Below are 20,811 nucleotides of genomic sequence, written 5' to 3'. Positions count from 1 at the left end.
GGGCGTTGGCCGTCGCGCTCGGGGTGGGGGCGGCAACGGTTGCACTGCCCGGGGCGGCGTGGGCGGAGCCGAGCGACGCCGCGTCGTCGAGCAGTGCCGACAACACCAAAGCCGAGGACACAGCCGAGGATTCGACCGCCGCCGATGACGCGCGGCCCGACGACGCGGTTGACGACGAAGTCAATTCCGGCGAGGACCACGACGAGGAGGCTCCGCAGTCCGAGGACGGCGGCGATGGCAGCGACGAGGACGGCGGACAACCCGAGAAAAAGACGCGCGGCTCGTATGGCAGCAATCGTTCAGAAGGCGAGCTAACTGGCTGTAGGTCGTGTCAAGAACCGGTTTGGGCGTGATGGGTCGACATCCGGGGTTTTCGGGTGTGGTGGTGATGCTCTGGTGTCGGCGGTGAGGCTTTGGGTTTGGGGGGCGGGTGCCGGGCGCCCACGTTGACTTATGCGACCTCGAGGTGTGGGTCATCTGGCGTCGTTCGGGCTGCCGTGGAGGCGAAGGGCCGGGTGCCAAGTTAGATGCGGCGTAACCCGGTGGGTCCGCCATAACCGGAGCGGCATCGGATCCGGCCCTTCGTCCCGCTCCTTCAGCGTGGCACTGCCGACGAGGGTTGTGAAGGGGGTGTTAGGTAACGGCTCCTTCCTGGGCTGGGGTCTGGTTCTTCAGGTCCAGCGGGCGGGGTCGTAGACGGCGTGGTCGCGGACCAGGGCATGGGCGACGCGATTAGCGCGATGCGCCAGCGCGCAGGCGATGACGCCACCGCGCTTGCCGCGGTCCTTGAGTCCGTGGGCGTAGGACTTGGCCGATGGCTCGGTGAGCCACAATCCGATACCGAGATCTATCAACGCTCGACGCAGCGCCACACTGCCCTCGCGGCTGATCGATCCGTCTCGGCGCTTACCGGCCGACTCGTACTGCATCGGAGATAGCCCCGACGCGCGATAGATCTGCCGGGGTCCCGGCCACCGTGTTGGATCACCAAGGGCAGCAGCATAATTCGAGACACGGACGACGCCCCAGCCGGGCACCGAGGTCAGGGTACTGAACGGGCTCAGTGGCAACAGCCGTGCCAATTCAGTCTCTGCATCGGCGATCCGGGAACTCAAGTCAGCCAACAAAGCCATGTCAGAAGCCAGCACCTGTCGAGCCACCACTGCGTCGCGAGTCGGTAACGCGTCCTTGGCCGCGGTCACCAGACGCTCGGCGAGCGGGCGGCGTAATTGGACGTCACGGGCGGCGGCGAATCGGATCAACCGGGTCGTTCCCAGCGTCGCCAACCGCGCCGGATCGGCGAACTCGGCGGCGACCAGGCGGCCGATTTTGGTGCCCAACACATCCGGCAACGCCAGCGTCAGTCCGGGAAACGCCCGATCGAGTTGTGCGAGCAGCTGGTTCTTGGTCGCCGTCCGGGTAGCGACTCGCCGCGACCGATGCTGGGCCCACGCCGCTACTTCGCCGATGAGCACCTCCCGCTCACCGACCACCCGGCCACGACCGGCCAACATCAACTCGGTGATCGCCTCCAAGTCGATTCCGTCGGTCTTGACCCGCCGCCGGCCCATCACTCGGCGCTGCTCGGCGACATGAGCGGGATTGAGCTCGAGCACCTCCCAGCCCGGCGGCCACCGGTAATCCACCACGGGCCGGTGGTAGTGGCCAGCCGCTTCCACACCCACCCTGATCTGCGGACACGAGGGCGCCACGGCTAACACGCGCTGCGTCGCAGCCCTCAGACCCGACCGGGTCATCGCGAACTCAACCGGGCCCATCAACCGCCGACGAGCGCCGTCGGTGACCGACACCGTCGCCGAAGTCTTGCCGACATCGACGGCAACGACGATCGTGGACGACGTGACTGGAGCACTCTGCACAGACACAACAACACCTCCGGGGCGTGCCAGGAGGACCAAGAGCGCACCCACGCTCAGGTCCTCATAGGAATCTTTGACAATCCCTTCCTGACACCCCCGGAGGCGTTTGTGAAGGACTAGCTCAAGTCATATCAACCGGAGAGGACGCCGACGAGGCTCGGGCCGACCGGGAGGACACCGACACCGAGGCCGACGTCGACGTGGTCGCCCCCGAAGCGGAGCCCATCGCTGACGAGGCCGACGACGAGGCCGACGGTGGGGATCCAGCCGAAGTGGCCGAGCCCGGAGTCGCAGACGACGTCGCGGTGGAACAGCCCGCCGAGGTCTCCGACGATGCACCCGAGCCCGTCGAATCACCGATATCGGCGCCGTCCTCGATCGTCACGGCGCTGTTCGCGCCGAAGTCGTGGGGTGACACCGCGCCGGCCGATCCGGTCGAGTCGCCACTGCTGTGGACGCTGCTGGCGTTCGCGCGGCGCCAGTTCGGTCAACCGCGGACCGAAATCGGTGACAGCGGTACGCCGACGGGCACCACCGAACTGGTGGACCCGGGCGCCGCCGCGGTGCCTGAGCCCGGCGAGGTCACCAAGGGGGACCCCGGGATTTTCACCGGCACCGTCCGCGGACAGGTGAAGGCGACCGATCCTGACGGCGGTTGGCTCACGTACAGCGGATCGACCAGCACGGAGAAGGGCACCGTCACCGTCACCCCGTGGGGCACGTTCCGGTACACCCCGAGCGCCACGGCGCGCCACGCCGCTGCTGCAGACGGGGCGTCCACCGAGGCCAAGACCGACACCTTCACGGTCACGGTCAAAGACGCCGCAGGCAACGCGGTCGAAGTCCCCGTCACCGTAGACATCCTGGCGCGCAACGCCGATCCGTTCGGCGCGCGCGCCCGTGCCGACAACCCGAGCCTGACCACGGGCACCGCGATCATCAGGGTCAGTGCCTACGACTTCGACCGGGACCCGCTCGACATCACCGGACCGCTCTCGACCGGTAAGGGTGAGCTCGTCGACAACGGCGACGGGACGTTCACCTACACGCCGACCGCCGCGGCCCGGGAAGCCGCCAGCGACCCCGACGCACCGGACGACGCCAGAATCGACACGCTGACCTTCACGATCAGCGACGGGCACGGCGGGATCCGCACGGCCACGGTGGATGTCATCGTCGCCGCCTACGCCGAGTCGAGCGCGTCGACTCCGGGGCGGGCGGCCGGCCCCGTCCTCGTCAGCTCCAACGGCACCATCTATCAGGTCACGTATGACCTCGACTCGACCAACAACCCGATCCGGACCCGCGTCAGCATCCTCGACGAGGACGGCCAGGTGCTCAAGACCACCGACGTCATCCCCGGATACCCGGTGGAACAAGCGCTTCCGGTCGTCCGGCCCGACGGCAGCCTCCTGGTGACCACGTACAAGGCGTCCTCGAACACCTCCACCGTCTCCATCGTGGACGGCCAGGGTGAGGTGAAGACCCTCGGAACGGTGATCGGGCAGCCGTCGGCGCCGATGACGGTCGCGCCGAACGGCGCAGTGTTCTTCAAGACCCGACAGTTCGCGTCCGGATCCGGCGACCGGCTGGTCCGCGTCTCGGCAACGGGTGGGCTGCGCGTGTATCAGCTCGGGGTGGCCGCTGACTCGCCGAGCGTGGCGCCCGACGGCAGCGTTTACATCGTGTCCCGCTCGTTCGGCGTCACGTCGGTGCTGGCAGTCGGGCCGGGCGGCAACTCGCGGCGGGTGTCACTACCCCTGGGCGCCGACACCGTCAACGACGTCGTCATCGGCCAGGACGGCCGTGGCTATCTCACCGTCGAGCGAAACGTATTCGGCACCAAGACAACTCGCGTGTACACGTTCACCGGGACGTCGAACACCGTGCGGGAGATCCCCGGCAATCCGGACGGCGCGAAGGTGATCACCGCAGACGGTGTCTACCAGTACACCTACGACGAGTCGACCGGGAAGTCCTACATCTCCCGGATCACCGCGGACACAATCGAAACGTCCGATCCCATCGACGGGCGCGTCATCAACCCGATCAGCGTCACCCCCGACGGCACGGTGTACGTGGCGGTACGTAACTCCGCGACCGGGACCGACAGCGTGGCGATCATCAGCACCTCCGGTGAGGTCACCACGGTCGACATTCCCGGCACGATCTTCCCGGTGCTGCCGAGTGTCAGCCCCGCCGTCACCGGCGATGACGCCAACCCGAACATCGGCGATAACGGCTACGTCGCCTACCAGTCCGGCGGCGTCAGCTATCTCGCGGTGGTGAACCCCGACGGGACGATCGCGCGCACCGTCACACTGCCCGCCGGCGCCGTCGTCGCCACCCCGGTCGACTTCGGCCCGGACGGCGCGGCGTATCAGGTCATCGAGACACGCGACGAGCAGGGGCGGGTCACTTCGCGGGCCGTGCTCGCGCTGTCCACCGACACGGTCACGCCCATGCTGCCGGGTGCCCCGTTGCAGCCGAATTACCCGTCGATCCAGTTCGGCCCGGACGGCAGTGGGGTGCTCATCACCGTGGAGACCGGCCAGTCGCCGTTCGAGTACCACTTCCTGCGGTTCGACCAGGACGGCGCGACGATCGCCACCGCGGACCTCTCGGGGTTCCTCCAGTCGGCGCAGCAGGATTACGTGTTCTGGCAGGAGGGAGTCGTGTTCGGACCCGACGGCACCCCGTACGCCACACTCACCGGTGCCGATCAAGGGGTCTGGGCATTGACGTCGACGGGTCCGGTCAAGGTCCTCGAGCTCGACCTCGGACAGGGCGAGCTCGTCGAGCCCGTGAAGTTCGGACCCGATGGCACCCCGTACGTGACGGTGTCGGAACGGGTCGACGGCAGCTACGTGACCACGGTGCACACCTTCACGCCGGTCACCATGCTGTAACGGGCTACGCCGCGATCTCGTCGTCGAGCTCGGCTCCTCGCCCGACCGCCTTGTGCGCCAGGGCGATCCGGAGCCGCTGCCGGGCGCGGTAGACGCGGGACATCACGGTGCCCGGCGGAATGGACAGGATCGCGGCGGTCTCGGCGTAGGTGTATCCCTCGACCTCGGCGTAGTACAGCACCAGTCGGTAACCCTCGGGAAGTGCACCGAGGGCAGCGGTGACGTCGTCGTCGGCGATCCCGCCGAACAGCTCCGCCTCCACCGAGTGCGGTGCCGCCGGTGCGCGTCGGGTTCCGGCCGCGAGCGCCCCCTCGGTGATGCCGTCCATGGTCACCTCGTCGACGCGGCGCTGCTTGCGCCGGAAGTTGTTGATCCAGCGGTTCTGCATGATGCGGAACAGCCAGGCCTGGATGTTCGTCCCCGGGGTGGACGTCCGGAAACCCTTGTAGGCGGCCAGCAGGGTGTCCTGCAGCAGGTCCTCGGCGTCGGCCTCGTTGGTCGTCAGCCGCCGCGCGCCGCGCAGCAGCACATCGCGCAGCGGCAGCGCCTCGCGTTCGAATCGGGCGGCCAGTTCGGGGTCCGAATCGGCGGTGGCGGTTTCGCGGTCTGCCGGTGTCGAGATCGTCATCGTCATGATCGGGGGGCCTCTCCGGTGGTGGGGTGCCGCGGTGGCGCGGCCACCTCTCAAGGCTCCCGATTCGGGCCGACGGGCGGACCCTCGGAAATGCGTGGTGTGGTGCGTGGTCGGGGCGGACTACGAGGTCCGCGCCCCGGTCAACTCGCCCACGACGCGCTGCGCAACTGCCTGCGTGAGGTGATGCCGAGCTTGACGAACACCTTCCGCAGGTGCCAGTCGACGGTGTGGGTGCTGACGAACAGCTGGGCCCCGATCTCCTGATTGGTCAGCCCGTCGCCTGCGAGCCGCGCGATCTGCGACTCCTGGGCGGTGAGCTGAGCGCCGGAGGTGACCGGTTGCCGGCGGGCCTTCTCGCCGGTCGCGATCAGCTCACGGCGGGTCCGTTCGGCGAAGGCGGCGGCACCGAATCGGGTGAACATACCGGAGGCCAGCGTGAGCTGTTCGCGGGCGTCGTTGCGGCGCAGCGCCCGCCGTAACCACTCGCCGTAGCGCAGATGCGCGCGGGCCAGGTGCACGGCCACCCGGGTGCGTGCCAGGCGGTCGATCGATTCCTCGAACAGGGCTTCGGCGTGATCGTCGTCGGCCACCAGGGCCTGCGCTCCCGCCAGAGTCCCCAGGCCCCAGTCGGTCCCGGTGTCGGTGGTGCGCTCCTGCAGGCGCTCGAGCGCCGACACCGCCAACGCGGTGTCACCGCAGTGGTCCGCGGCCTCGACCAGTTCGGCCAACACCCAGCTGTGGACGCCGAGATCCTCGTACTCGCAGGCCCGCCGGGCAGCGCTGCACGCCTCCTGGTAACGCCCGAGACCGTTGTACAGCACCGCGAACGCATAATCGGCGGCGCCGAGGACGCGGCCCTCACCTCTGGCATTGGCATCGGTGATGGCCGCCTCGATCACCGCCTCCGCGTCGGCGGGTTCGCCGCGCCACGCCGCCAGGGTCAGCGTCTGGTAGCGCACCGGTGTGTAGTTGTTGGTCGCCGCGGTGATCGATGCGGCTTCCTCGAGAAGTGTTGCCGCCGAGGACAGCTCACCGGCGAGTAGGTGCGAGCCGGCACGGTAGGCCAGCACCTGGGGGAGTGCCTCAAGGGCACCCGCGTCCCGGGCGCGGCGCACCACGACGGACGCGAGGTGGTGCACAACGGTCTCGTCCCACAGCTCCAGCGCTGCTGTTTCCTGCATGATCGGGAACGCGGGCACCATCCAGCGCGCCACCCGGTGGTCGTTGTTGCGCGCCTGCTCCTGCATGAGGTCCATCGCGAGCCGTAGCGGTGCGGCACCGGCGCTGACGCCGCCGGTGATTCGCGCCACGATGCCGCGCAGCAGCGCGTCGACGGGGCGCGCTGATTCGGGGAGACGGTCCAGCGCTGCACTCGCGGCAGCGGCGATCCGCGGAACCGCACCGGGGTCACCGAGCCGGCCGGCGAACATCGCGGCGGCCAGCGCCTCCAGGTAGGCCTCCCGCGACACGTAGCCGTCGAGTTGTTCGAAACTGGCTGCTGCCGTGAGCAATTGCGATGCCGTCTCGTCGAGTGGGCGGGCGCCGGTATCGCCGCCGCGGCGCCGGGTGAACTCCATCTGTGCGCGCAGTCGCGCCGCCTGCGCCTGTTGAAGTTCGGAGAGCCGCCCCAGCTCGGCGGCGGCGAGGAGTTCCTGGGCCTCGGCAGGGGCCGCCGCGTCGCGCTTGGCCTGGGCGGCGGCGAGTGCACGGGCGCCGCGCAGCGCGGGATCGGAGGTCAGTGCGGCCGCGCGCTCCAGGAAGGCCGCCGCAGCCGCCACGCCGCCGCGGGCCTGCGCGCGGGCGGCGGACGCTTCGAGCTCGGCGGCGACCGCGTCGTCGGGTCCGGTCGCCGCGTTGGCGGCATGCCAGGCGCGGCGGTCGGGGTCGGTGGCCGGGTCGGTCGCCTCGGCCAGCGCGCGGTGGACCGTGCGCCGGTCGGCCAGGTCGGCGGCCTGATAGGCGGCCGACCGGACCAGCGGGTGCCGGAATCGCACCCGGGTACCGAGTTCGATCACCCCCGCGGCCTCGGCGGGTGTCAGCATGTCCACCGCGATGCCGAGTTGCGCGGCCGCCCGGATCAGCACCGCAGCGTCGCCGACCGGCTCGGCCGCAGCCGCCAGCAGCAGAAGCTGGGTCTGCGGCGGCAGGGCCCTGATGCGGCGCGCGTAACTCTGTTCAAGACGCCGGGCGAGGGGGCGGCTGCCCGGGGTGGCGACGCTGCCGGGCAGCTCGGTGCCGACGTGGTTGTGCGGCAGGTCGAGCAGTGCCAGCGGGTTGCCCCGCGTCTCGGCGATGATGCGGTCGCGCACCCGGTCATCCAGCCGCCCCACCACCACCGAGTCCAACAGGTCCCTGGCCTCGCCGTCGGACAGACCAGGGACGGCCAGCTCGGGCAGACCGCTCAGCGCCTCGGCGCCGGTGTCGCGGGCGGCGAACACCATCGCGATGGGTTCGGCCAGCAGGCGGCGCGCCACGAACGCCAGCGTCTGCACCGACACCTGGTCGAGCCACTGGGCGTCGTCGATGACGCACAGCAGCGGCTCACCGGTCGACGCGGCAGCCATCAGGCTGAGCACCGCCAACCCGACCAGGAAGCGGTCCGGGGTGGCGCCGGCGCCCTGACCGAACGCGACGGTCAGGGCGTCCCGCTGCGGGTCGGGCAGCTCGTCAAGGTGGGTGAGCAGCGGGGCGCACAGCTGGTGCAGCCCGGCGAAGGCGAGCTCCATGTCCGATTCCACACCTGCGACGTAGGCGATGCGGAAACCCTCGGCCTGCGCCACCACGTGGTCGAGCAGCGCGGTCTTTCCGATGCCTGCATCGCCACGCAGTACCAGGGACCGGCTGGCGCCGGTGCGCACCGCGGCGATCAGGTTCTGCAGTTCCCGGCACTCGTGACCGCGTCCGCGCAGCGGCGGCCGGGCGCGGTTGCCCGCGGGATGCCGGGTGTCCAGCCGAGTGTCCATTGCGCAGCCACTCCCGTCTCGAGTCGCAGGTCGAACATGTCCGTACCTGTAAGGACCGGGTGGGGGGCGACGTTGTGACAGGGTGGCCCGACGGGGACCGCTACGAGGTGGTCAGTGTCTCCAGGATCCAGCCCTCGAACCGCGTGTCGAAAAGGAGCGCGTCGCCGTCGGGGACCAGGGAGCGTTCTGCGAGTTCGGCTCCCCAGTAGCGCGCGGCCGCGTCGGCGACGACGGTGCGGGGGTCGCCGTGGGCGGTCAGCGCCGTGTGGATGAGCTCGTCGAGGCGGTACAGCTGCGGGCCTGCCACCTCCACGATGCGGTTCTGCGGTTTCCCGACGGCGGCGATCGCCATCGCCTCGGCGACGTCGGCGGCGGCCATCGGCTGGATCAGTACCGGTGCCAGTCGCACGATGTCACCGTCAGTGGCCGCGTCGGCGATGCCCTTGACGAACTCGTAGAACTGCGTGGCGTGGACGATGGTGTAGGGCACCGGCGACTGCCGGATCAGACGCTCCTGCAGTGCTTTTGCGCGGAAGTATCCGCTCTGTTCGGCGAGTTGGTCGGTGTTGACGACCGACAGCGCGACGTGATGGCCGACGCCGGCCTGCGCTTCGGCGGCGAGCAGGTTCCCGGTGGACTTCTCGAAGAACTCCAGTGCGGCGTCATCGTCGAACGACGGCGAGTTCGACACGTCGACGACGACGTCCGCGCCGGCCAGCACGTCGGCCAGCCCGTCGCCGGTGACGGTGTCGACGCCGGTCGACGGTGCGGCGGCGACCGCCCGGTGGCCGTGCTCCGACAGTTGGCGTACCAGCTTCGAGCCGATCAGGCCGGTGCCCCCGATAACGACGATCAACATGTCCGACAACCCTTCTCTCGTGCCTGGGACTTGCGGCGGTGACCGATCACCGCTCCGATGCCCAGAAGGGCCGCCGCGCACCCGATTCATCCCGCGCATCGGTGCGTTTTCGGTGTCACAGATCGCGGTGCTGTCCGGTCAGTGTGGTACTCGGTGACGACGTCGGGATGCGACAGAACAGGCAACGGAGATGGCAACGACCGCGGTCGTCGGCGGATGACGGGTGTTGACGCCCGCGGGCCGACGCTCGTCGAACTGCTCGACGAGCGCAGGTACCTGCTCGACATGGTCACCGGCACCCCCGGGTGGGCGGCACACGCGGAGCTGGTGGTGCGCCTGACCTACCGCAGATGGTTCGCGCTGGCGCCCCACGACCGCGCCCGGATCGGCGACCCGCGCAACTGGCTGGCGCGGGTGGCCGGGCGAATCTGCTCGGACGTGACGGGCTCGGCGGCACCGGTCGGGGCGCAACCACCCATCGTCACAGATGACGGCCCGGCCGCCGAGGATGCGCACGACGCCGTGGTCCACGCCTTCGCGGCGGGGTGTTGCGCCGGTGACGGGGCCGCCCTGCACGCGCTCTTGGCGGAGTCGGTGACCTCCGTCGCCGACACCGGCGGTGGTCTCCGGCTCGATCCGGCACCGGTGCGGGGCGCCGTGAGGGTCAACGGGTTCCTCCGCGGGCTGTTCGCCTCTCAGCCCGAGTTGGCGATGACCGAGCGTTGGGTCAACGGGGCCGTCGGGCTGGCAGTGTACCGCCGTGCGGAGGTGGTCGCGGTGCTTGCCCTCGACGTCAGGCGCCGCCGGGTCCACCACGTGTGGATCGTGCTCAACCCCGACAAGCTTCGGGGATGGAATCGGTTGCGAGTGAACGTTTGAAGGCTCAGACCTGCGTGTGCGATCCGGAAGGTGTGCGATGAGCCCCGCCCGCAACACAGAATCATGCTTGACTGTCGGCGTGTCTGAGGCCCGGACCGGTGATGCCGACGGTGATCTCGCCGATGCGGTGGCAGCGTTCACCGCGGTGCGACCGCGGATCTTCGGTGTGGCGTACCGGATGCTTGGCAGTGTCGCCGAAGCCGAGGACGTCCTGCAGGAAGTGTGGCTGCGGTGGCAGAAGTGTGACCGCCGGGCGGTGCGCGATCCCGCGGCGTTCCTGATCACGGCGACCACCCGCCTCAGCATCAACGAGCGGCAGTCCGCCCGGGCGCGTCGCGAAACCTACATCGGCCCTTGGCTTCCCGACCCGGTGGACACCGGTGCCGACCCGACGCTGGGCGCTGAACGGGCCGAGGCGCTCGAGTTCGCGACGTTGATGTTGATGGAGCGGCTCACGCCGGCCGAACGTGCGGCCTATGTGCTACGGGAGGCTTTCGACTACCCGTACGGGCTGATCGCCGAGACGATCGAAACCTCTCAGGCCAATGCCCGTCAGCTCGTCAGCCGGGCCCGCAGGCATCTGGCCGAGGCGCGCCGTCACGACGTCGACCCCGCCGAACAGCGCCAACTGCTCACCGCCTTCGTGGCGGCGGCGCAGAACGGGGACATGGCTACGTTGGAGAGCCTGTTCGCCGAGGACATCGTCAGTTACACCGACGGCAACGGTATCCGCAACGCGGCACGGCACCCCGTCGTCGGGCGCGAAACCGTGGCCCGGTTCGTCTGCGCGTTCCGCCGGCGCGTGTTCGCCGACGCGGTGTTGACCTGGGTGACGGTCAACAGCGCACCGGCGGTGGTGATTTCGCACGGCGGTGGCCCCTTCCACGACGGTGGCGTCTTCGAGACGTTCGTCGCGCTCACCCCGTCCGAGCGTGGGATCACCCAGCTGCTGTGGCACCGGCTGGAGGGCAAGGTCAGCCATCTGGGATGAATCCCGGTTCCGGTCAACGGAAGTCGGCGAAGAAGCTGCCGACCTCCTCGACGAAAGGCCCGGGCTGCTCGAACGCCGCGAAGTGCCCGCCGCGCGGCATGGTGGTCCACCGGGTGATGTTGTAGTGGGGTTCGCACCAGTGCCGTGGGGAACGCAGGATCTCCAACGGGAACGCCGCCACACCGGTGGGCAGCGTGACTGCCCCGCCGCCGGCGAAACTGCCGAAGCTCTCCCAGTACAGCCGCGCCGACGATGCGCCGGTGCCGGTCGCCCAGTACAGCATCACGTTGTCGAGCAGTTCGTCCCTGGTGAGCGCGTTCTCGGGGTGGCCGTCGCAGTCCGTCCACGACCAGAACTTCTCCACGATCCACGCCAGCTGCCCGACCGGGGAATCGACCAGGCCGTAACCCAGGGTCTGCGGCCGGGTCGACTGTTGTTTGGAATAGCCCGAATCCCAGCGCTGGTAGTAGCCGAGCCGTTCGAGGGCGGCCTGCTCGTCGGGGGTCGGATCGCTCAGATCCTTGGGGGCCCGGCCGATCGGCATGTTGGTGTGGATCGCCACGCAGTGACCGATGTTGCGGCCGATCTGGGTGGTGACCGCCGCACCCCAGTCCCCACCCTGGGCGCCGTAGCGCCGGTAGCCGAGCCGCACCATCAGCTCGTCCCACGCCGCGGCGATGCGTTCCACACCCCACCCGGTGGACCGGGGCTTGCCGGAGAAACCGTAGCCGGGCAACGACGGACAGACGACGTGGAAGCCGGCGTCGGTGAGCGGCTCGATCACCTTGTGGAACTCGACGACCGAGCCCGGCCAGCCGTGGGTGATGATCAGCGGGAAGGCGTCGGGACGGGTCGACCGCGCATGGATGAAGTGAATGGGCAGCCCGTCGATCTCGGTGGTGAACTGCTCGAACCGATTCAGGCTGGCTTCCCTGGCGCGCCAGTCATATTCGTCGGCCCAGTAGGCGGCGAGCTCGCGGGTGTAGGACAGCGGGATGCCCTGGCTCCAGTCGTCGACGCATTCGGCTTCCGGCCACCGGGTGCGCTGCAGGCGTGCCGTGAGGTCGGCGAGGTCGGCGTCGGGAATCGCGATCCGGAACGGCTGAATGTGGGCCATGGCACATCCTGACACTTGGATAATCGGGGGTTGTGGAGACCCCGACGCTGATCCTGATCGCCGCGACGACGCTGGCGGCCTGCCTGTGTCTCGGCGGAGCCGTCTACGAGGCGCTCGTCGTCGACCCGTACTGGCCCAGGCGGCCCGGCATCATCCAGTCGCGCAACGGTGGCGTCTCACGGGTGCGGTTCTGGTTGCCTGCCCCGCTGATCTTCGAGGTGCTGCTCGTCGTCACGCTGGTGGTCACATGGGGCGATGCCACGGTCGGGACGGCGTTGCTGGTCGCCCTGGCCAGCCACGCGGCGATGAGGTTGTGGGCGCTGTTCGACCTGATCCCCAAGGCGGCGGAGTTCGAACGCACGGACCCCGCCGACGTCGACGAGCGGGCAGCCGTCAGGTGGACGCGGAAGAATCTGCTTCGGCTGCCGCTGCTGGCGGTCACCTCGTGCGCGATGCTGACCGCGCTGGCGTTGGCCTGAGGTCGGGTCTCGGCGTGACGGCGGCGATTCTCGGTGCCGGGCACCTGATCGGGACCCGCGAATTCGCGCGACCGCATTCCCGGCAGTCATACCTATCCACGGTTGTCAGGAGAAGTTCGAGTAACCGTCTGCAGAAGGCGGATATCTGAGGTTGAAGTAACAGGGCTAACCCGGCGCTGCGGCGCCGTAGAAGGAGCGCCCGTCTTGGCCGAGGGCGACCCGTCGGTGTGATGGGATTGCCTGGTGCCAGACAGTTCAGCGCCCGACGTCGCAGTCACCGCGCGGGCGATCACGATGCGAGGCCTCTGGGGCCCGGTCTACGGTCCGGTCGACCTCGACATCGCCGCCGGTGGCGTCACGGTGCTCGTGTGCCCGCCGGGTTCGGGGCGCACCGCGCTGCTGATGACGCTGGCCGGCCGGATGCGTCCCGCGTCGGGTTCGCTGTCGGTGTTCGGGCGCACCCGCGTCCACGACATCTTCGCCCACGCCGCGCTCGCCGGCATCGACGAACTCGACACGGTCGCCGAGTCGGTGACGGTGCGGGACCTGATCACCGAGCAGCTGCGCTGGGATGCCGACTGGTACAAGCTGATTCGCCGCGCCGGCGAGGACGACGTGGCGCGGGTGTGTGGGCCGGTGTTCGGTGACCTGCCGCTGCCCCCGCTGTCCGAGTACGTCGAGGAGCTCACCGAGCTCGACGGGCTGCTGCTGCGCATCGCGCTGGCCAACACCGGCAGGCCGCCGCTGCTGGTGGTCGGCAACCTCGAGCAGGTCACCAGTGATCCCGAACGCGACCTGCTGGTTTCCCGACTGGTCGAGTTGGGCCGCGAACAGACCGTCGTCACCGCCGGTGTCAACGGCGTCAGCGACCATCCCGTGGTCCAGATCGAGGTCGAGAACACCACCCGCGCCGAACTCGCGAACCAGCAGAAAGGTGGTGCCTGATGGCGCTGGCCGGAATGTCGTTGGGCACCGACCTCAAGCGCTACTCACGCGGCCTCATGCCGCGCATCGCGCTGATCACCATCATCCTGATGCCGCTGCTGTACGGCGCGATGTACCTGTGGGCGTTCTGGAATCCGTTCGCCGAGGTCAACAAGGTGCCCGTCGCGCTGGTCAACGAGGACCGCGGCGCCTCGGCGCAGGGCCAGCCGCTGCGCGCCGGTGACGACGTCGCGACCGCGCTGATGCAGTCGGGCCAACTCGACCTCACCGAGGTGTCGGCCCAGCAGGCCGCCGACGGGGTGGCGCGCGGCGACTACTACTTCTCGATCACGCTCCCGCCCGACTTCAGCGAGCGCGTCGCGTCGCCGTCGGGCGACGACCCGCAGCAGGCGCAGATCCGGTTCACCTTCAACGACGCCAACAACTATCTGGCGACGATCATCGGGCAGAACGCGTCCCGCGAGGTGCTCAACCAGGTCAACGCGAAGATCGGCGAGCGCACGGTCGGCACGGTGCTGACCGGTCTGACCGACGCGGGCCAGGGGCTCGAGCAGGCCGCCGACGGCGCGCAGCAACTGGCCACCGGTCTGGACACCGCCGACGACGGCGCCCAGCGTCTGGCCACCGGCGCAGGCACGCTGTCGTCGGGCCTGGACAGCGCCCGCGCCGGATCCGCCCAACTCGCCGAAGGCACAAGGCAGCTCGCGGGCACCGTGGACACCGCGACAGGGCCGCTGCTGGAGATGCTGGACCGCGTCGCCGGCCTGAGCCTGAACCCCGACGAGGTCGCGGCCGCCGCGCAGCATCTGTCCGGGGCGGTCCGCTCCACGACCGACCGGATCGCCGCGCTGAACGTCAACAGCGCGCAGGCGGCCGCGATCGTCGATCAGGCCGTCGGCTTCCTGCAGGCCAACCCGGACCCGGCGGTGCGCGACGCCGGGCACGCGTTGGCCGGGGCACAACGACTGCTGCGCGCCCAGAACATCGACCCGACCACCGACGAGGGTCTGATCCGGCTGCGGGACAGCGCATCCCGACTGGAGGGCGAGCTCGGCGACCCCAACAGCAAGCTGCGGGTGTTCCTGGCCCGCGCGCTCGACGGCGGGCTGCGCTCCGACGTCGCCAAGCTGCGCGACGGGGTGGACGAGCTGAACTCCGGTGCGCAGCGGCTGAACGCCGGGCTGGTGCAACTCGCCAACGGTGGCCGTGAGCTGTCCTCCGGGGCAAGCCAACTCGCCGACGGCACGGAGAAGTTGCGGGCCGGCGGGCAGGAATTGGCCACCAAGCTGCGCCAGGGCACCGCCGAGGTCCCGTCGTGGACGCCGCAGCAGCGCACCGAGATGGCGCAGACGCTGGTGACGCCGGTGGGTCTGGATCTGGTCAACACCAACCCGGCGGCCACGTTCGGGACGGGTTTCGCGCCGTTCTTCATGCCGTTGGCGTTGTTCATCGGCGCGCTGATCATCTGGATGTTGTTGACGCCCTTGCAGTCCCGTCCGATCGTCAACGGGCTGGGTGCGCTGCGGGTGGTGCTGGCCTCCTACTGGCCCGGGCTGCTGGTGGCGGTGTGCCAGGTCGTGGTGATGTACGCCGTCGTGCACTTCGGGCTCGGCCTGCAGGCCGAGTATCCGCTGGCGACGGTCGCGTTCCTGGTGCTGATCGCCGCCACGTTCCTGGCGATGATCCAGGCGTTCAACGCCGTGTTCGGGGTGGCCGTCGGCCGCGTGGTGACGCTGGCGTTCCTGATGCTGCAACTGGTGTCCGCGGGCGGCATCTATCCGGTGGAGACGACAGCCAAACCGTTCCAGATCATCCACCCGTTCGACCCGATGACGTATGCGGTCAACGGGCTTCGTCAGCTGACCGTCGGTGGGGTGGACTCGCGGTTGTGGACCGCGATCGCCGTGCTCGCGGGCCTGCTGGCGGCGTCGCTGGCGGCGAGTGCATGGTCGGCGCGGCGCAATCGGCAGTACACGATGGAGCGCCTGCACCCCCCGATCGAGGTGTGATTCGGCGTGTTGGTCGAAGACCCGATATCGAGACAGAGTCGGTTATAGCGTCGGCGAAGGAGTCAGCCCCGTCATGTAGGAGGAAGCGTGGGAGCGTCGAGCTACGTCGGACGTGTCGGGGGACTGGCGGTCGCGCTCGGGTTGGGGGCTGTCGTGTTCTCGGGGCACGGCGTCGCCTCCGCCGCACCGGATACCGAATCCTCCGCAGAGACGTCAGAGTCGGTCGGCAGCGCGTCGACCGACGATCGCGGGACGGTGCAGCCGAGCACCTCATCCTCTGCCGCAGGCGACCACCGATCCCCGGACTCCTCCGATGACGCACAGGACGCGTCGCGGGCCGGTTCCCCGGATGCCGAGACACCCGAGACCCCGCAGGCGAAGCCGGCTGCCCGATCCTCCAGCTCACGCGGTCGGCTTGAAGCGCGCGCTTCGCGACTGGCCGAGGCTGACCCGTCGACGGCCACCCCGGAGATGTCGAGCCCACACCAGTCGATCCCGTCGGAAGTGTCCTCGGAAACGGCTGTTGCCTCGACGGCCGAGGTGGTACCGACACCGGTTCCCATGGTCACCGTCGACGTTGCCGACGGTGCGCCCCCAGGTCCCTCCGAAGACGAGCCGCAGACACCAGATACTCCTGGCGCCGTCTGGACACTGCTCGCGGGCGCCCACCGTGAGTCCGTTGTGAAGCGGCAGGCAGTCGTGCTCCCAGGTCCTGTGGCCGTCGCCGAAGGGCCGCCGTCGGTGCAAGACGACGCCGACTCGGTGTCGGACACGGCCGTGGTGGATCTGCCGCCGATGCCCGTCACCGAGGGCTCGTCGTTCACGGTTTCAACCGACTTCATGGAGGGCTTCGTCGCCGACTACCTGGCCCGAGGCGGTGACCCGACGGACAATGCGCGCTTCTTCTTCGGCGACCTCGCGGTGGCAAGTCTCGACGCCCTGGTGAATCCGAACGTGCAGCCCGAAGAGGCGCGCCTGCTTCTGGGCAACCTGACGGCGTCAGGCTATTTCGGCGGACTCTGGCTACGGGACAGTCTGCGCGACAACGCAACTGGCGCCGATACGCCGGCGCCGGCCGATGACAGCCGCGACGAGCGCCCCCTCGATGAGGCTGCCACCGCCACGCTCGCCCCGGCGGCGATCGCAATCCGGCTCTTCGACGCCTTGGCGACGTTCCTCAACAAGGCGGCGGCCGGCAAGCATCCGTGGGTGGTCAGGACGGTGGCGCGCATCGCGGTGCCCGTGCAGCTCTTCCTCTACGGGTACAACCGGGGCTATCTGGAATTCGTGCTGGAAAATCCGCCTCCAGGTGTCCCGTCGAGAAAAGACTCCCTTACCTGCGCTGGATTCCTCGACTGCAACTCGACTGCTTTTCCGCTGGAACTGGCCACTCGTTACGACAGCGCACTCGACCGTCTCGACGCTCCGGCGACTCTGCGTTGGGGGGAGATGGCGGTCTGGACGAAGTTCATCGAGGGGGCGGCAGGCGTGGGCCGCTCCGTGTGGAAGGTCATCACTGGACTGACCGGTGGTTTCTCACCGACGACCTACAACGCTCTCGTCGACCTGAGCTCGGCCTTCTTGATGGTCACCAAGGCCGCGACACTGTCGAGCATGCTGGCCTACGCGGACAGAGATGTCGATCTCGGTCGCAGCTCGCTGCGCCTGCAATCCGGCCTGTGGATGTGGGTGGGTTCCTACTTCGCCGGGCTCATCTCGGCCGCCCCGGTAGGCACCATGCCCGAGATCGTGGCGTCGTAGCCGATTTCGGCGGTCAGGGGAGGCCGATGCGGCGGTAGCGCTCCAGCCGCGCGGCCAGTCGCTGCTCGTCGGGCACCGTGCGCAGCCGGTGCAGTTCGACCGCGATGGTGGCCGACAGCCGCTGGGTGAATGCCTGCGGCTCGTCGGCGGCGTCGGGATGTTCGGGCACGATCGCGTCGACGATGCCGTTGCGCAGCAGATCTGCCGACCGAATGCCTTGCGCGGCAGCCAGTTCCGGGGCGTGGTCGACGTCGCGGAAGACGATCGCGCTGGCCCCCTCCGGCGGTAGCGGCGCCAGCCAGCCGTGCAGCGCGGCCAACACCCGGTCGGCGGGCACCATCGCCAGCGCGGGGCCGCCGCTGCCCTGGCCGAGCAGCACCGAGACCGTCGGGGTGTCGAGGGTGACCAGTTCGGCCAGGCAGCGCGCGATCTCACCGGCCAGCCCACCCTCCTCGGCCTCGGTCGAGAGCGCCGGGCCCGCGGTGTCGATGACCAGGACCAGCGGCAGCTTCAGTCCGGCGGCCAGCGCCATGCCGCGTCGCGCCTCGCGAAGCGCGGCCGGGCCGACCAGGCCGCCGACCACCCGCTGCTGTCCGAGCACGACCGCCGGCTGCCCGCCGAACCGCGCCAGCGCCAGCAGCGTCGTCGCCGCCTCACCCTGCCCCGTGCCTGACAGCAGCACCCGGTCTGTGGTTCCGTACCGCAGCAGCGCACTGACCCCCGGGCGGTCCGGGCGTCGCGAGATCTCCACCGACTCCCAGGCCGGGACGTCCGGCAGCGGTTCAGCGTCTGGCGCGGCGGGTGGCACGTCGGGGGCGTCCGAAACGACCCTCAGGGCGCGGTCCAACGTGGCGCGCAGGATTCCCGGCGGGATGACGGCGTCGACGACGCCGTGGCGGTGCAGGTTCTCGGCGGTCTGGATACCCGCGGGAAAGGGCTCGCCGTAGAGGTGCTCGTACACCCGCGGCCCGAGGAACCCGATCAGCGCGCCGGGCTCGGCGGCGGTCACGTGCCCGAGCGAACCCCAGGACGCGAACACCCCGCCGGTGGTGGGGTGGCGCAGGTACACCAGGTAGGGCAGGTGCGCCTTCTTGTGCAGCTCGACGGCGGCGGCGATCTTGACCATCTGCAGGAACGCGACGGTGCCCTCCTGCATGCGGGTACCGCCCGAACTCGGTGAGGCCAGCAGCGGCAGCCTCTCGGCGGTCGCCTTCTGTACCGCCGCGATGATGCGTTCGGCGGCCGCCACCCCGATCGACCCGGCCAGGAAGTCGAACTCGCACGCGATCAGCGCCACGCGCCGGCCGAACACCCGGCCCTCGCCGGTCAGCACCGATTCGTCGAGGCCGGTCGCGGCCTCGGCCTCGGCCAGTTCCCTGCGGTATTCGGCGGACGTCGGGACGGCCAGCGGCGGCCCGTCCCAGCTGGCGAACGACCCTTCGTCCAGCAATGCGTCACGAAGTGCCAGGGCGCGGATCCGGCTCACAGGGAAAGGTTAACTAGGCTGTGCTGATGATCGGAGTGACCCGCGACGGCAATGTGATGACGCTGGAGCTACAACGACCCGAACGGCGCAACGCGCTGAACGCAGAGCTGGTGGACGGTCTGCGTGAGGCGATCGAGAAGGCAGCCGCCGAGGAGGTCCGCGCGATGGTCCTCACCGGGGCGGGCCACGTGTTCAGCTCCGGGGCGGACCTGTCCGGCGGCCAGGGTGTCGCCGACGAGCTGCCCGACAAGGCTAGGGAGCTCAACCTGGCGATCGACAGGGCTCCGTTTCCCGTCATCGGCGCGGTCAACGGCCCGGCGATCGGCGCGGGCGTCATCCTGTCGATGATCTGCGACCTGCGGGTGGTGGCACCGGAAGCCTACTTCCAGTTCCCCGTCGCGAAATACGGTATCGCCCTGGACAATTGGAGCATCCGCCGGTTGACGTCGCTGGTGGGCGCGGGCCGGGCCAGAGGCATGTTGCTGGCCGCGGAGCGGCTCACCGCGGACATGGCGTTGCACACCGGGATGGCCAACAGGATCGGCACGCTGGCCGACGCGCAGGCCTGGGCGCAGGAGATCGCCGGGTTCGCTCCGCTGGCACTGCAGCACGCCAAGCGGGTCCTCAACGACGACGGCGCCTACGAGGAGCCGTGGCCCGCGCATCAGGAACTCTTCGACCGCGCCTGGTCCAGCCAGGACATCATCGAGGCGCAGGTGGCGCGCATCGAGAAGCGGCCCCCGAGGTTTCAGGGCGCCTGATGGAGGTGCGGACGGCGCTGAGATTCGGGTTCGGGACGGCCTCGCTGTTCGCCGGCGGGTGGGTGCTGCGGGCGCTGCAGGGGACTCCCGCCGCACTCGGCGCCACCCCGCCGGAGATCGCGCCGGTCGCGCGCCGCTCGCCGCACTACCAGGACGGGAAGTTCGTCAACCTGGAGCCGCCGTCCGGCATCACGATGGACCGCGACCTGCAGCGCATGCTGCTGCGTGACCTCGCCAACTTCGCGTCGCAGGGCACGCCGCCGGGCCCCATCCCGCTGGCCGACCCGCCGGTGGTCGATCCGACGCCTGCGCCCGCCGCAGCCAGCTGGTACGGCCACTCCAGCACATTGATCGAGGTCGACGGCTACCGCGTGCTCGCCGACCCGGTGTGGAGCAACCGGTGCTCCCCGTCGCGCGCGGTCGGCCCGCAGCGGATGCACGATGTGCCTGTCCTGATCGAGGCGCTGCCCGCGGTCGACGCCGTCATCATCAGCCACGACCACTACGACCATCTCGACATCGACACCATCGTCGCGCTCGCGCACACCCAGCGCGCCCCGTTCGTGGTACCGCTGGGCATCGGCGCTCACCTCCGCAAATGGGGCATCCCCGAGAGCCGCATCGTCGAGCTGGACTGGAACGAGGCCCACCGCATCGGGGACCTGACCCTGATCTGCACACCGGCGCGGCACTTCTCCGGACGGCTGTTCGCCCGCGACTCCACGCTGTGGTCGTCGTGGGTGGTCACCGGGCCGACGCACAAGGCGTTCTTCGGCGGCGACACCGGCTACACGAAGAGCTTCGCCGAGATCGGCGCCGAGCACGGTCCGTTCGATCTCACGCTGCTGCCGATCGGCGCCTACCACCCGGCGTTCGCCGACATCCACATGAACCCCGAGGAAGCGGTGCGGGCCCACCTCGACCTGGCCGACGTCGACAACAGCCTGATGGTGCCGATCCACTGGGCGACGTTCCGGCTGGCGCCGCATCCGTGGGCCGAGCCGGCCGAGCGCCTGCTGACCGCCGCCGACGCCGAGCGGGTGCGTGTCGCGGTGCCGATGCCGGGCCAGCGGGTGGTCCCGGAGTCGACATTCGACCCGTGGTGGCGGTTCTAGGGCGCCTCGACGCGTTACGGTGC

16 protein-coding genes are annotated in these 20,811 nt (G+C 69.6%); 10 read left to right on the top strand and 6 right to left on the bottom strand.

The features are described 5' to 3' along the window. Positions 1-5: 5 nt before the first annotated feature. A complete protein-coding gene (locus BN976_RS13595; protein WP_145977949.1) occupies positions 6-353 on the top strand; it encodes a hypothetical protein in 348 nt (115 codons plus the stop codon). A 318-nt stretch (positions 354-671) separates the two neighbouring features. On the opposite strand, the gene BN976_RS13590 is transcribed toward BN976_RS13595, so the two are convergent. Next, entirely contained in the window at positions 672-1,886 is a 1,215-nt protein-coding gene (locus BN976_RS13590) for an IS110 family RNA-guided transposase (protein ID WP_036368701.1), read from the bottom strand. Positions 1,887-2,080: 194 nt separating this feature from the next. Here BN976_RS13590 and BN976_RS32085 point away from each other — a divergent pair, with 194 nt between their 5' ends. Continuing rightward, positions 2,081-4,789: a cadherin-like domain-containing protein gene (locus BN976_RS32085; protein WP_051558420.1), complete on the top strand. Its 2,709-nt coding sequence runs from the start codon at positions 2,081-2,083 to the stop codon at positions 4,787-4,789. 4 nt (positions 4,790-4,793) lie between these two features. Here BN976_RS32085 and BN976_RS13580 read toward each other — a convergent pair whose 3' ends face one another. The 3 genes from BN976_RS13580 to BN976_RS13570 form a co-directional block, all read right to left on the bottom strand. Next, positions 4,794-5,423 carry a sigma-70 family RNA polymerase sigma factor gene (locus tag BN976_RS13580; RefSeq protein WP_084182300.1) on the bottom strand — a complete coding sequence of 210 codons (630 nt, stop codon included), beginning with the start codon at positions 5,421-5,423 and terminating at the stop codon, positions 4,794-4,796. 140 nt (positions 5,424-5,563) lie between these two features. Next, complete coding sequence (locus BN976_RS13575; protein WP_051558419.1) at positions 5,564-8,386, bottom strand: helix-turn-helix transcriptional regulator; 2,823 nt, start codon at positions 8,384-8,386, stop codon at positions 5,564-5,566. Positions 8,387-8,486: 100 nt separating this feature from the next. Then, positions 8,487-9,245 carry an SDR family oxidoreductase gene (locus BN976_RS13570; RefSeq protein ID WP_036371471.1) on the bottom strand — a complete coding sequence of 253 codons (759 nt, stop codon included), beginning with the start codon at positions 9,243-9,245 and terminating at the stop codon, positions 8,487-8,489. Between the two features lie 216 nt (positions 9,246-9,461). On the opposite strand from BN976_RS13570, the gene BN976_RS33785 reads away from it, so the two are divergent. After that, positions 9,462-10,124: a sigma-70 family RNA polymerase sigma factor family protein gene (locus BN976_RS33785; protein WP_051558418.1), complete on the top strand. Its 663-nt coding sequence runs from the start codon at positions 9,462-9,464 to the stop codon at positions 10,122-10,124. A 79-nt stretch (positions 10,125-10,203) separates the two neighbouring features. Next, the gene (locus tag BN976_RS13560; protein ID WP_235622046.1) at positions 10,204-11,115 is read left to right on the top strand and encodes an RNA polymerase sigma-70 factor; all 912 of its coding nucleotides are present in this window, start codon (positions 10,204-10,206) and stop codon (positions 11,113-11,115) included. A 13-nt stretch (positions 11,116-11,128) separates the two neighbouring features. Here BN976_RS13560 and BN976_RS13555 read toward each other — a convergent pair whose 3' ends face one another. Then, a complete protein-coding gene (locus tag BN976_RS13555; RefSeq protein WP_036371261.1) occupies positions 11,129-12,232 on the bottom strand; it encodes an epoxide hydrolase family protein in 1,104 nt (367 codons plus the stop codon). Between the two features lie 32 nt (positions 12,233-12,264). Between BN976_RS13555 and BN976_RS13550 the strand changes: the two genes are divergently transcribed. The 4 genes from BN976_RS13550 (at position 12,265) to BN976_RS13530 (ending at position 17,426) form a co-directional block, all read left to right on the top strand. Then, the gene (locus BN976_RS13550; protein WP_036371259.1) at positions 12,265-12,711 is read left to right on the top strand and encodes a hypothetical protein; all 447 of its coding nucleotides are present in this window, start codon (positions 12,265-12,267) and stop codon (positions 12,709-12,711) included. Between the two features lie 294 nt (positions 12,712-13,005). Then, the gene (locus BN976_RS13545; RefSeq protein WP_375167667.1) at positions 13,006-13,656 is read left to right on the top strand and encodes an ATP-binding cassette domain-containing protein; all 651 of its coding nucleotides are present in this window, start codon (positions 13,006-13,008) and stop codon (positions 13,654-13,656) included. Beyond that, positions 13,656-15,665 carry a YhgE/Pip domain-containing protein gene (locus BN976_RS13540; protein ID WP_036371253.1) on the top strand — a complete coding sequence of 670 codons (2,010 nt, stop codon included), beginning with the start codon at positions 13,656-13,658 and terminating at the stop codon, positions 15,663-15,665. The genes BN976_RS13545 and BN976_RS13540 overlap by 1 nt, the downstream gene beginning before the upstream one ends. 87 nt (positions 15,666-15,752) lie before the next feature. Then, entirely contained in the window at positions 15,753-17,426 is a 1,674-nt protein-coding gene (locus tag BN976_RS13530; protein WP_145977947.1) for a hypothetical protein, read from the top strand. 13 nt (positions 17,427-17,439) lie between these two features. Here BN976_RS13530 and BN976_RS13525 read toward each other — a convergent pair whose 3' ends face one another. Then, a complete protein-coding gene (locus BN976_RS13525; RefSeq protein ID WP_036371243.1) occupies positions 17,440-18,912 on the bottom strand; it encodes an acetyl-coenzyme A carboxylase carboxyl transferase subunits beta/alpha in 1,473 nt (490 codons plus the stop codon). A gap of 26 nt (positions 18,913-18,938) precedes the next feature. On the opposite strand from BN976_RS13525, the gene BN976_RS13520 reads away from it, so the two are divergent. Beyond that, positions 18,939-19,673, top strand: a complete 735-nt coding sequence (locus BN976_RS13520) for an enoyl-CoA hydratase (protein ID WP_036371468.1) — start codon at positions 18,939-18,941, stop codon at positions 19,671-19,673. Next, a complete protein-coding gene (locus tag BN976_RS13515) occupies positions 19,673-20,788 on the top strand; it encodes an MBL fold metallo-hydrolase (RefSeq protein WP_011782135.1) in 1,116 nt (371 codons plus the stop codon). Before BN976_RS13520 ends, BN976_RS13515 begins: the two co-directional genes overlap by 1 nt. Positions 20,789-20,811: the final 23 nt, after the last annotated feature.

The sequence above is a fragment of the Mycolicibacterium austroafricanum genome, from assembly GCF_000612725.1.
GTDB lineage: Bacteria > Actinomycetota > Actinomycetes > Mycobacteriales > Mycobacteriaceae > Mycobacterium > Mycobacterium austroafricanum.
The sequence above is the reverse complement of the archived record's forward strand: the minus strand, read 5'-3'. Positions and strand labels throughout refer to the sequence as shown.